The sequence below is a fragment of the Terrilactibacillus tamarindi genome (genome assembly GCF_009718825.1).
GTDB lineage: Bacteria > Bacillota > Bacilli > Bacillales > Sporolactobacillaceae > Terrilactibacillus > Terrilactibacillus tamarindi.
Map to the genome: position 1 here is coordinate 163,305 of NZ_WNHB01000001.1, position 12,963 is coordinate 176,267.

Consider the following 12,963-nt stretch of genomic DNA (forward strand, 5'->3'; position numbering starts at 1 on the left):
GTTTTTGGTTTGTCTTTATATCATAAAAAGATTCCTAAGATATTTAAATTAAATCCCTTTCAATTTCTTGTCTTACTTTTCCTCAGTTTAATCACGGCTGGTGCAATTCTTTTGAAACTCCCTTTTTCCACATATCATTCTATTTCATGGATTGATTCATTTTTTATTGCTACATCAGCCGCAACTGTAACTGGGCTTGTTACCGTTGATCCAGCCTCTAGTTTTACGCTTTTTGGCAAACTAGTTATTATGTTTTTAATTCAACTTGGTGGTTTAGGAATTATGTCTTTTGCGATTTTTTTTATCATGTTATTAGGAAAAAAAATAAGCATCAAAGAACGTCAAATTATGAAAGAAGCATTGAATCAACCTTCTATTGGTGGAGTGATCCGTCTCGTTAGAAATCTCATTATTTTTTCAATCATCATTGAATTGACAGGTAGCGTTATATTATCTTTTCGTTTTGTTCCTGAATTAGGTTGGACAAAAGGCGGATTTTATAGTTTGTTTCATTCGATCAGTGCTTTCAATAACGCTGGATTCGCATTGTGGTCAAACGGTTTGTCTGATTTCGTTGGTGATCCCATCGTAAATTTAGCCATAACGTTTTTAATTATCACAGGCGGTATAGGTTTTACAGTGTTGAGTGATATCTGGGATAAAAGGAAATATAAAAAATTGACATTGCACTCAAAAGTGATGTTGGTTGGTACACTGGTTGTTAACTTAGTTGCCATTTTCACAATATATTTCCTCGAATGTCATAACGTAAAGACTTTGGGAGCATTATCTTCAACTGATAAGATATGGGCAGCTTATTTTCAAGGTATTTCTCCAAGAACAGCTGGTTTTAATACCATTGATATGACGAAGCTAGAGCCTTCAACGGCTCTTTTTACCATTCTATTAATGTTTATTGGAGCTGGGAGTACATCAACCGGGGGTGGCATCAAGTTAACCACTTTTTTTGTCATTCTATTTGCAGTTGTATCTCTTCTCAGGGGAAATGAAGATGTTGTAATAGGGAAACGTAGGCTCAGTCATGACAAAATTACTCGTTCATTAGCTATTTCCTTTTTTTCGATCATTTTTATATTTATTTCATTATTTATATTGACCATTACAGAAAAAGCATCGTTTTTATCTATTCTATTTGAAATTGTGTCAGCGTTTGGGACAGTGGGTCTATCCATGGGGATTACAAGTCATTTGTCTTTGATTGGGAAGTTTGTCATTATAGTGATGATGATATTCGGAAAGATTGGTCCTATATCACTTGTTTTTTTTATAACGAAATCAAAGCAAAAACATTTCCACTACCCAGATGCAAAAATATTTATTGGTTAAAATGCTATAAAAAAGGGTGTTTGAATTGAAAAATTTAAATTATGAAATCGATCATTCAATGATTGATCTAGAAGAAAGTCAAAACAAGGATGATATCGAATTCCTTATTCACTTAAAAACAGAGGAATCAATAAAGAGAATGCGCAACATACGTGAATTTTACGAGAGTGACAAAGTATACACGGATATTTACTTTTATCCGCATGCAAATCATCAATATAAAGTTATCGTAAAATATGAAGGATATGTTCCATTTTTGGTTAAAATGTTTCAATTTAAATTATTAAAATCTGTTTCGTGGAAATAGATAAAGTGATTTATCCCGCCTTAACGGCAAGTAAAGACCCCCACCTCAAGCTTCTGAGTATTCAAAGAAGATAGGTGGGGGATGAAGGAAACCCCCCACTGATGGAAGCTTCACTTTATTAATTTTGTGACTATGCTATACTATAAAAAGAATCGAATAGTATGGTTTATAGGAGGAGTCTGTCACAGATAGGCGACCTCTCTTTTTTTTACTATCGATTTAAGGAAGACATTATATAATAAAAAAATAGAAAGGAAATGAAAGTTTTGGGAAATGAAGCATTCGTGGCATTAATTGTGTTTTTACTTACATATGCCTTTATTATTTCAGAAAAAATACACCGAACGATAGTAGCCATGCTGGGCGCAGTCTTGATGATCGTTTTTGGAATCGTTGATCAAGAAACAGCCATCCATCATATTGACTTTAACACATTAGGTTTACTCATTGGGATGATGATCATCGTTTCAATAACGGCTGAAACAGGCGTCTTTAGGTTTATCGCTATTTGGGCAGCTAAAAAAGTTCGTGGTAGACCGATTGCATTACTCGTCGTATTTTCGTTAATTACAGCTGTAGGTTCATCATTTTTAGATAATGTCACAACGGTGTTACTTATCGTACCCGTCACATTTAGTATTGCGCGTGAATTAAATGTGTCTCCAATTCCCTATTTAATGAGCGAAATATTTATGTCCAATATTGGGGGTACAGCGACCATGATTGGTGATCCACCAAACATCATGATCGGAAGCGCAGTTAAATCGCTTAGTTTCATGGATTTTATAATTAACTTGACACCAGTCATTCTATTGGTTATGGTCGTCGTACTTCTATTTTTGGTCTTACTCTTTCGTAAACAATTACATGCAAGTGAGGATGTTAGGAAAAGAATACAGGAATTAAACGAAAAAGAAGAAATAACGGATAAGAAATTGTTAATCAAATCATTATTAGTCCTATTTTTAACGATAGTAGGATTTTTCCTTCATCAATCGTTTTCACTTGAAACGGCAACAATCGCTTTATCTGGCGCCTTTGTTTTATTGCTCATAACAGGAGAGAGTTATTTAGAATTTGTGTTTAATCGAATTGAATGGACAACCATTTTCTTCTTTGTTGGGTTATTTGTTTTAGTTTCGGGTTTAGTTGAAACAGGGTTAATAGCTAAGGTAGCTTCGTTCGCTTTAAAAATTACAGGTGGCGATATAACAACGACGTCCTTTCTCATTCTTTGGTTAAGCGCTTTTGCTTCATCTATTATTGACAATATTCCATTTGTTGCAACAATGATACCACTAATTAAAGATATGGGAGAAATGGGAATTAACAACTTAGAACCTTTATGGTGGAGTCTTTCCCTTGGTGCTTGTCTAGGTGGAAATGGTTTGTTAATTGGGGCGAGTGCAAATCTTATTGTAGCCGGTCTTTCCGGAAAAGAAGGATATCCAATTTCATTTGTCCAATTTATGAAAATTGGGATACCTGTTATGATCATTTCCGTCCTCATTTCAATGATTTATATTTATTTAAGATATTTAATTTAGTGTTTCGTAACATCATCTTAAAATACGTGTTCAAAAAGGTGACAAACTAGAAGCAAGAAGATCAAGGCGGCGCCGTTTTGAGGACCGGAATGTAGGTTTTTACTACATGAGGACCGAAAAAACAAGCCAACGCCGAGATTCGTAGCTTATCGTTTGGTGACTTTTTGAACATCTTCTAAAAGGGAGAGTGGGTAAATGGTATACATACACGTAGCATCCTGGACAATTCTTTTAATTTTATTCTTTTTTGGTTTCGTGTTAACTACATTAGAAGTCACACAAGGAAAGAAGATTGTTCATCTTTTGACAAGAATTTTTTATATCGTTGTTTTTTTAACCGGATTACATTTGGTCACTAACTATGGAATGGATAAACATGACTGGGTATGGCCGATAATAAAAATGTGTTTTGGTTTACTTGTCATATTATCAATAGAAGGTATTCTAGTAAGACTTAGGAAGCAAAAAAGAACAAGCGTTTACTGGGTTATATTTGCAGTTGGCTTAACAGGAACCTTTGGAATTGGGTATGGTATTTTAAACTAAAGCATGTGTCAAATTTTTGTGGTAAATATTTTTATTGATTTATTGAAGAATAATATGTTACAATAACATCAAATGAATATGGGAAAACACACGGAGGAGCCTGCCACTGCAGGCCCCTCTTTGTCTTTTTTGAGATAAGGAATGGGGAACCTTATCTCTTTTTTAATGGTTAAATATTTCCATTTTCTTGACAGTTGTATATTAAGGAACGTGTAATGGAAAATAAAATCTAGAAAAGAGGAGATACCATGCACATTATTTTAGAATTAGCCATTGTTATTATCGCAACCAAAATGGCAGGGGATCTGACAGTCCGCTTAGGTCAACCTGCCGTTCTAGGTAAACTTATTGTCGGAATCTTGATTGGGCCTGCAATATTAGGTTGGATCCATGATTCCCATGTCATTGAAGTATTTAGTGAGATAGGTGTAATCTTACTCATGTTTATTGCCGGTTTAGAGACAAATCTAGAGGGATTAAAGAAAAATATTAAATCTTCGACCGCAGTAGCGGTTGGAGGCATCGTTTTTCCTCTTGTATTTGGTTATTTAGCTGGTATATCACTTGGAATGGATCAGGATAAGGCGGTCTTTTTAGGACTAATCTTATCAGCTACTTCAGTCAGCATTTCTGTCCAGACTTTAAAAGAAATGGGACAGTTGCAAACTAAGGCAAGCACAACATTACTTGGCGCAGCTGTTCTTGACGATATTATAGTTGTTGTACTACTGGCCTTTTCAATGAGTCTTTTTGGCGGATCGGATGTTAATTTAGGTCTTGTTATCGGAGAAAAAATCCTATTCTTTGGGTCCATTATTCTCATCTCTTGGAAAGGGATTCCTTTGTTGATGCGTTTGCTGAGCCTATTAAAAATAACCGAACCCGTCATTAGTGCAGGACTCGTTGTTTGTCTCTTCTCTGCCTATTATGCTGAACTCCTCGGAGTAGCGGGGATTATTGGAAGTTTTATTGGGGGAATTGCGATTAGCCAAACATCTTTTAAAGAAGAAGTTGATCGTAAAATAGAACCGATTGCTTATACTCTCTTTGTTCCTGTGTTTTTTGTAAGTATTGGGCTTAAAGTTTCGTTTTCAGGTATAGGTGAACATTTGTGGTTTCTCATTGGTATGACGTTATTAGCGATTATGACCAAGTTTGTTGGTTCTGGATTAGGAGCTCGAATGACAGGTTATGACAGACGTTCATCCATTGGTATCGGCGCAGGAATGATCTCCCGAGGAGAAGTAGCCCTAATTATCGCTTCTATAGGGTTAGATTCAAAATTATTAAGTCAAGCTTACTATACACCACTCATTATTGTTATTATTTTAACAACACTTATTACACCACCTTTACTAAAAGCAATTATTGGTGAGAAACAGCAGCAGGCAGCCTAAAAACAGACAGTTAGGCCTCAACAGAAGTTCACTAGGTTTACTAACTATCAGAGGGGTAAAGAAAGAAACCCACTGATTCAAATTTCGCTTTTAGATTCGATATAACACATGTAAAATGACATCAAATTATTGATGTCACTGACATGTGTTTTTATTTGTAGATATTCAGCAGATAATTTAGCACGTAAACAGGCACTTCTTCATATGTTAAAAAAGTAGGCAAATAACGTATAAGATAACGAGATAAATAACCTTCACCTTCAGACTTTTAAACTTTTTTAAGGGCGTTTAGAGTAAAGTGAGTGAAGTATAGACTTTTGACATCAAGAGAGGATGACCACGATGTGCGGAATTACAGGTTGGATTGATTGGCACAAAGATTTGACAGGTGAACATGACACCATCCATCGAATGGCGAAATCTATTGAACACCGAGGCCCAGATGATTTAAATACGTGGCTGTCACCACATGCCGCTCTTGGGCATGCAAGACTTGTTGTAGTTGATCCAGCAGGTGGATGTCAACCTATGCATAGAAGAGAACATGGAAGTACTTATTCTTTAGTTTATAATGGTGAACTTTATAACACGGAAGAAATTCGTCACGCTTTAATAGAAAAAGGATACACGTTTAAAGGACATTCTGATACAGAAGTGCTATTAACCGCGTACATTGAATGGGGCGAAACTTGTTTAGAAAAATTTAATGGAATTTATGCATTTGCCATTTGGGACGAAGGAAAGCAAAAATTATTTGCTGCTCGTGACCGTTTAGGTGTGAAACCTTTTTTCTATTATGAATCGAATGGAACATTTCTTTTTGGTTCAGAAATCAAAGCTATTTTTGCACACAAAAGCATTCAACCAGCGGTATCAAGAGAAGGACTCTTAGAGATTTTTGGATTAGGACCTTCCAAGACACCAGGACATGGGATATTTGAAGGCATACATGACTTAAAACCAGCACATGCCTTGACATACACAAAAGACGGTCTGAAAATATGGCGTTATTGGAATGTAAAAAGTGATATTCATACGGACAGTGTCGACGAAACAGTGGAAAAAATACATGAGTTATTTCTTGATGGTGTAAATAGACAAATGTATGCAGATGTCCCCGTTGCGACTTTTCTTTCAGGCGGCGTTGACTCAAGTGCGATTTCTTCTATAGCTTCTTTATATAATAAAAATAATCATAAAGGCGTATTAGATACGTATTCCATTGATTATCAAGATAATGAAAAATATTTTACCGCAAGTAAATTCTTACCAAATTCCGATGCACCGTATATTCAAAAGGTCGTCAATTATCTCGGATCCAACCATCATGACTTAATTATTTCAACGGAGGAACTGGTTGAACACTTAAAAGAAGCGATTAAATTTCGGGATACGCCAGGCTATGCAGACATTGATTCATCCCTTTTGTGGCTTTGCAAAGAAATCAAGAAAGATGCGACGGTTGCTTTATCTGGAGAATGCGCTGACGAAATATTTGGTGGATATCCTTGGTTCCATAGTCCTGAAACATCTTCAAAAGAAGGATTTCCATGGATGAGGTCAACGGAAGAAAGACAAACCTTGTTAAACGACAAATGGAGCAGTCGATTAAATTTAAAAGGCTATATGCAAGAGAGGTATAATGAAACGGTTAAAGAAACACCCAAATTAGCAGGAGAAACGGGTGTCGATGCCAAACGTCGTGAACTTTTTTATTTAAACATGAATTGGTTTATGACCGCTTTACTTGATCGTAAAGATCGTATGAGCATGGGATGTGGCCTTGAAGTCCGTGTACCGTTTGCCGATCATCGTTTAGTGGAATATCTCTGGAATGTGCCTTGGGATATGAAAATGTTAGATGGACGTGAAAAAGGTATCTTAAGAAAAGCATTAGAAGGATTACTACCTAATGAAGTCCTCTACCGTAAAAAAAGTCCTTATCCTAAAACATTTAATCCATCTTACACAAAAGCTGTATCTACTTGGCTTCAGTCAATTATTGATCAACCGTCTTCGCCTATATTAGAATTAATTGATAAAAGACGGGTGCAAGATATTATTGATACACAAGGATCAGCATTCAAAGTACCTTGGTTCGGTCAATTAATGACAGGTCCACAACTTATTGCTCATCTCGCGCAAATCAACTATTGGTTAGAAACATATGATGTTCAAATTATTGAAAGTTAAAAAGTGCCTATGAGGCGCTTTTTTTATGGGTTTATTTATAATGGTAAATTTCCTATCACGAACTGAGACGATTTCCTGTTAAACACTCGTCGTCATTCATCTATATTTTTCGTTGTCGATCTTGAAAACGTTAAACAAGTTTTCCAATGAAAAAATTGAAAAACCAAAATGAAGAGCCTATAATGAAAATAGGCTTAAAGGAGGTGGACAGATGAATATTAATAGTCTTCCAGAAACGAAACGCGCAATAATCAAAATATTAAAAGAAGTCGGTTCTGCCTCTATTGCTACGCTTCAAACAAAATTAGATATGACGGGTGAGGCTCTAAGGCAGCATCTTCTTCAACTAAGGCAAAATGGTTTTGTAGAGAGGAAAAGTAAAAAGAGTCATGATCCTTTAGGTGGACGACCCGCCAATCAGTACTATTTAACACTTGAAGGTGAACACCTTTTCCCTAAAAACTACGATCAATTAACCATGGAAATTATTGATACAGTGGCAGATAACCTAGGCCAAGATGCTTTATTAAAGATTTTAGAGACAATGACGAAGACACGTGTCAAAAAATGGGAACCACAGTTACAAGGGTTAGACGTTAACGAACGTGTTGAGGTACTAAAAGGACTTTATATTCAAGATGACGTGTTTATGGGAATCGAAGAATCGGATAATGCTATTTATTTAATTGAGCATAACTGCCCCTTTCTAAATGTTGCAACGAAAAGACCCGCACTATGCAGTGTCACGGTCTCTACTCTTACCCAGTTGTTAGGGTACAAGGTAGATAGAAAAGAACGATTTCAAAATGGCGATGGACGATGCGTCTTCCGCATATCACTTGATCAACCTGTTGATTTAAATTCATACCGTTTTACTTTTGAGGAATAGAGACTCTAAATAAAAAATGTAAGCACTATTATTTTATTATCTTGATTACTGGAGTGTGAGAGTCGGTGAATACAACTAAAGAAACTAACTCAATGATTGAAAAAGAGCATACACTAATTACCAAAAATTTTCCTGAGACCTTTGATAATCCATTGGAATTTAATAAAAAATTGGATCAGGTTCATCATATTATGGAGACTTTCAAAGATCTTATTGAATTATGTGGGGATGATCCTAATCGGAATGGCCTCCAAGAAACGCCTTATCGTGTACTTAAGGCATTTTTTGAATACACTGAAGGGTATCGTGAGGATCCCAAACTCCATTTGGAAAAAACATTCGACGTTAACCATAAGGAATTAGTTATAGTGAAAGACATTGAATTTTATTCGATTTGCGAACATCACTTTGCACCCTTTTTTGGGGTTGCTCATGTTGGGTATATCCCAAATCAGAAGGTTACTGGACTTTCCAAAATTGCTAGGATGGTTGAAGGATATGCGAAAAGATTTCAGGTTCAAGAACGGTTGACAACACAAATCTCTGAAGCTATTGAAGAAGTTCTTGAGCCAAAAGGGACGATGGTTGTTGTCGAAGCAAAGCACATGTGCATGTGTGGAAGAGGTATAAAAAAATCAAGAGCATCCACTACCACTTCTTCTGTTCGGGGGATTTTTGCGGATAAACCAGAAGCCAGGGCTGAGTTTTTATCCTTACTTTATAAATAAAGATGAGGATCTAAAAATTATTGATTCATAAAGTGAAACTTCCATCAGTGGGAGTCTTTACTTGCCGTTAAGGCGGGATAAAATGTTATCTAAAGATCTTGAAACGTTTAAGGGTGAATATTATGAACAAGAAAGTAGCTTTAATAACCGGGAGTGCAACCGGTTTGGGAAGACGTACAGCCGTAGAATTAGCTAAAAACGGAATCGATGTTGTGTTAAACTACGTTCACAGTTCAGAAACGGCAAAGGAAACTTCCCGTTTTATTTCTAAAACCTATGGAGTAAGGTCTATCGCTATTCAAGCAGATGTCGGTCTTTTGAACGATGTTCAGAAACTCGTAAGTCAGACTCGTTCTGTAATGGGGGGAATCGATATCCTAATTCATAATGCTGGGCCTTTTATAAAAAAGCAGAAAAAGATGAGTGAATACACGATTGAGGAATGGAACTTTATAATTAATGGGAATTTAAATAGCGTTTTTTATTTGTCAAAAGAAGTTCTTCCCTTGATGCGTTCAAAGCGGTGGGGACGAATGATCACCATTGGATTTGATAGAGTGGAAACAGCCCCAGCATGGAATTTTCGTTCTGCTTATGCTGCTGCAAAATCCGGAACCGCTTCTTTAACAAAAACGCTCGCTATCGAAGAAGCTGAAAATGGAATCACTGTTAATATGGTTTGTCCAGGAGATATTCAAGGCAAGTATAAAGAAATGAATATTGAAGATGTACGGGGTAAAAACGACCTAGATAATCCGGTTGGGCGAACTGGTACCGGAGAAGATATTGCTCGTGTTATTTCTTTCCTTTGTAATGAAGACTCGGATTTCATTACAGGGTCTGTCATTTCTGTTACAGGTGGTAAAGACGTGTTAAATAAACGTGTTGAAAAACATAATACAGAAGAATGAAAATGTAAGCGTGGAACTTTTAATGAGAAATTCAGAAAAGAAATAAGGAACTGCCGAGGAAGACAGAAATAGTTAATATCCTATTCCTCTGATTATGTGCTCGTTGTATCATTTGAATGAATCCCCAAGATTTAAGTAGAATATTAAATTTTAAAAGGTTTTAGAACAAGTTCAGTCAATGTATATGAAGGCTATAACGGTAAAAAAACCCCTATTTCAAGGGATTTTTTAAGCTTTTTAATTCATGTGGCATTGTTCTCATTTAATTGCTTAAGAACAGACCTCAATGCTTGTTCATTTTCAACATTGAAGTAGGATTGAAAAGGATCGCCTTTAGTATGAAGGCGATGAATAACACATTCATGCGTGAAAGTTTCGAGCCTTAACGATGAATTGACTTCCTTCCATTCCAAAGGGGCGGCAACAAGCCCTTGCTCATTAGCCCGCATTGAGTAAGGTGCAATGATGGTTTTGTTTTTTCCATGTTGAACAATATCTAGATACAATTTATTGTGTCTCTTGTGTTTTAATCGTTCGGTAGTAAATTGATTTGGATGCATTTCCAACAGTAATTTAGCTACAAATGTTGTAAATAAACGTGTCTCACGGTAAGTAAATTGCCTTTTGATGAGCGGAATATGAATTTGAATGCCTCTGCTTCCAGATGTTTTAATAAAACCAATCAGATGTAGACGGTCAAGTATTTCTTTTATGGTTTGTGCAGCTAATACAGCAACTGAAAAATCTTCTTTAGAAGGGGGATCCAGATCAAATACAATTTCACATGGATTTGTTTCCCCTATATATTGAAAAGGGATATGAAATTCAATAGTCGATTGATTACCTAGCCAAATAAGGGACGCCAAATGATCACAATGAATATGGCCTTTAAAACGAACCATCTCTGGTGCATAATCGGGGATACTTTTCTGAAAAAAGGATTCTCCCGGGACGCCATGAGGGTATCGAATCAGTGTTAAGGCTCTATTTTTAAAAAAAGGAAGTACATAAGGTGCAATAGAGGTCAAATAGTGTAAGTAATGGGCTTTTGACATTTTTTTCTCTTTCCAAAGTAATTTCGATAGATGTGTAAGTGTGATTGAATGTCCTTCGATTATGACTGGTTGTTTATCATGATCTTGTCCCATCTACAATCCTCCCAGTTTTTATCCATTTGAAACGACTCAAATCTTGGTTCACGGAAACCTTCTTTGGTCCATTCCAAAAAACTAAGTTCGATGCAAAGGCCAGGATTGATATATAAGTACGTTTGATCTTCTTTAATGGTATGCTTCTTGATTATTGTTTTTAAGGCCTTTCGTTCCATGTCGTTTAATCCATGGGTAAATGATCCAACCGTAACAATGTGATTGTTTTTGACCAAACCTACCTGAAAGTAGTCGTTTTCTTTATTGTAAGCCGTTAAAATAAATAAGCCATGCTGTTTGTTTTTCACCTTAACCCATGTGTTCGTCCTTTTTCCTGCAAGCCACTTACTATTTTTTCTTTTTGAGACGATTCCCTCACCATGATGTTGCATTATTTGAGTCCATAATTTATCTGCATCACTAAAAGATTCAATCTTATATATTCCTTGTGAAGTAAATGTTGTTTCATTTAAAGTGATAATGGGAAATTGATTTAGGATGTCACGCCTTTTTTGAAGGGGAAGTGGTCTTAAATCTTTTCCACTTTGATAAAGTACATCAAAAATAACAAAAGAAGCAGGGACATTTTGACAAAGTAAATCGATTGTTCTTTTTTTTTGGCTTTTCCTCTCGTTTGGATTAAAGAAAAATCTGCTTTATAGGCTTTACTTAGAATGCAACATTCCCCATCTAAGATAAGTGGAAGGAAGGGGAGAAAATGTTGAGATGAGTTTTTAAAATGTATAACAATATCCGGGAATTGATCGGTTATTTCTCTTAACCTGCGACTAAAGAAATGAATATTATTTTCACTTTGCCATATCACTTGCATACGGTATCCATCATATTTAGGTTCATAAATCCAATCTGAACCTGTTGGAATGATGTGATGTAAAGTTGGCAACATAGGTGAAAACGGTGTAAGAGAGTTCATTATGAACTTGCTTTCTTAATGGTTTTGGTTTTTCGTTTTGTTTTTGTTGTCTTTGTTGTTGACTTTGCTTTAGGCTTTGTTTCAGCTATACTAGCTTCAAGCGCTGATAAAAGATCGACCATATTTGTTTTTTCTTTAGTTTTTTGTTTTGTAACCCCATGTTTTCCAGTAGCCTTCTCTTCTATGAGGGCCATGACCTTCTCACGGTAATCATCTTGATAAGCTGCGGGATCAAATGGAACGGTAAGTTGATCAATAAATTGAATGGCGGTCTTTAATTCTTTAGAATTAATCTCACCTAGGGAATGAATATTTGGCACATCTGCCACGGATCGGACTTCATCTGGGTAATAAATGGTTTCAAGAAGTAAACCTTGTTCATATGGTCTAACGATGGCTAGATGTTGTTTTGAATGAAGGGTGATCATCGCCATACCAATTTTTTCAGTATCTTGCAGCGCTTGTTTAAGCAAGGCATAGGCTTTTTCACCGTTGTCATGAGGTCCAATAAAATACGATTTATTAAAATAAATGGAATCAATATCGTGAAGATTGACAAAATCCAATATTTCAATTGCACGAACAACGTCACCTTTTATAGAATCTAATTCAGATTGTTCTAACGTAACAAACTGACCGGGTTCATACTCATAGCCTTTAACAATATCATCATTCGATACTTCAACATCGCAATGAGGGCAAACTCTTGAGTACTTAATTGGCGTCGAGCATTTTTGATGAAGGAGTCTAAATTTGACCCCCTTTTCTTCTGTTGCGGCGTATAGTTTGATAGGAATATGAACTAAACCGAAACGAATGGACCCTTTCCACATCGTATGCATGTTGGCATCTCCTTTGCATTTTTTTCTCCATTAATAGTATATGTGGGAATTTTTGTTTACATATGTTATCAATCGCGTTATCAAAAAATTGACTATATTATTTGGCCAGGCCATAGGACACTTTTATTACAAAATAAATTTCGGTAAAGTTTTATATGGAAAAGTTTTTATATT

The 12,963-nt window shown here is 35.9% G+C and carries 11 protein-coding genes and 1 pseudogene; 9 read left to right on the forward strand and 3 right to left on the reverse strand.

From position 1 onward, the window contains the following. Window positions 1-9: 9 nt before the first annotated feature. The 9 genes from GMB86_RS00730 to GMB86_RS00770 all read left to right on the forward strand — a co-directional run bounded on the left by GMB86_RS00730 (window position 10) and on the right by GMB86_RS00770 (window position 9,865). A complete protein-coding gene (locus GMB86_RS00730; protein WP_155215805.1) occupies window positions 10-1,347 on the forward strand; it encodes a TrkH family potassium uptake protein in 1,338 nt (445 codons plus the stop codon). 25 nt (window positions 1,348-1,372) lie between these two features. Beyond that, window positions 1,373-1,654 carry a hypothetical protein gene (locus tag GMB86_RS00735; RefSeq protein WP_155215807.1) on the forward strand — a complete coding sequence of 94 codons (282 nt, stop codon included), beginning with the start codon at window positions 1,373-1,375 and terminating at the stop codon, window positions 1,652-1,654. 266 nt (window positions 1,655-1,920) lie between these two features. Beyond that, window positions 1,921-3,201 carry an ArsB/NhaD family transporter gene (locus GMB86_RS00740; RefSeq protein WP_155215809.1) on the forward strand — a complete coding sequence of 427 codons (1,281 nt, stop codon included), beginning with the start codon at window positions 1,921-1,923 and terminating at the stop codon, window positions 3,199-3,201. A 195-nt stretch (window positions 3,202-3,396) separates the two neighbouring features. Next, complete coding sequence (locus GMB86_RS00745) at window positions 3,397-3,747, forward strand: DUF1516 family protein (RefSeq protein ID WP_155215811.1); 351 nt, start codon at window positions 3,397-3,399, stop codon at window positions 3,745-3,747. A gap of 248 nt (window positions 3,748-3,995) precedes the next feature. Next, the gene (locus tag GMB86_RS00750; RefSeq protein ID WP_155215813.1) at window positions 3,996-5,144 is read left to right on the forward strand and encodes a cation:proton antiporter; all 1,149 of its coding nucleotides are present in this window, start codon (window positions 3,996-3,998) and stop codon (window positions 5,142-5,144) included. 342 nt (window positions 5,145-5,486) lie between these two features. Beyond that, complete coding sequence (asnB, locus tag GMB86_RS00755; protein WP_155215815.1) at window positions 5,487-7,337, forward strand: asparagine synthase (glutamine-hydrolyzing); 1,851 nt, start codon at window positions 5,487-5,489, stop codon at window positions 7,335-7,337. Between the two features lie 211 nt (window positions 7,338-7,548). Next, window positions 7,549-8,226, forward strand: a complete 678-nt coding sequence (locus GMB86_RS00760) for a helix-turn-helix transcriptional regulator (RefSeq protein ID WP_155215817.1) — start codon at window positions 7,549-7,551, stop codon at window positions 8,224-8,226. Between the two features lie 92 nt (window positions 8,227-8,318). After that, on the forward strand, window positions 8,319-8,954 hold the full coding sequence (gene folE / locus GMB86_RS00765) for a GTP cyclohydrolase I FolE (RefSeq protein WP_155215981.1): 636 nt from the start codon (window positions 8,319-8,321) through the stop codon (window positions 8,952-8,954). A 122-nt stretch (window positions 8,955-9,076) separates the two neighbouring features. Beyond that, window positions 9,077-9,865: an SDR family oxidoreductase gene (locus GMB86_RS00770; RefSeq protein WP_155215819.1), complete on the forward strand. Its 789-nt coding sequence runs from the start codon at window positions 9,077-9,079 to the stop codon at window positions 9,863-9,865. Window positions 9,866-10,107: 242 nt separating this feature from the next. On the opposite strand, the gene ligD (GMB86_RS00775) is transcribed toward GMB86_RS00770, so the two are convergent. From ligD (GMB86_RS00775) to ku, 3 genes and pseudogenes are all read right to left on the reverse strand, one after another. After that, entirely contained in the window at window positions 10,108-11,013 is a 906-nt protein-coding gene (gene ligD / locus GMB86_RS00775; protein ID WP_155215821.1) for a non-homologous end-joining DNA ligase, read from the reverse strand. Beyond that, window positions 10,980-11,947 (reverse strand): annotated as a pseudogene (gene ligD, locus GMB86_RS15420) (non-homologous end-joining DNA ligase). Before ligD (GMB86_RS15420) ends, ligD (GMB86_RS00775) begins: the two are co-directional and overlap by 34 nt. Then, entirely contained in the window at window positions 11,947-12,789 is an 843-nt protein-coding gene (gene ku / locus GMB86_RS00790) for a non-homologous end joining protein Ku (protein ID WP_155215826.1), read from the reverse strand. The pseudogene ligD (GMB86_RS15420) and the gene ku overlap by 1 nt, the downstream one beginning before the upstream one ends. Window positions 12,790-12,963 lie beyond the last annotated feature (174 nt).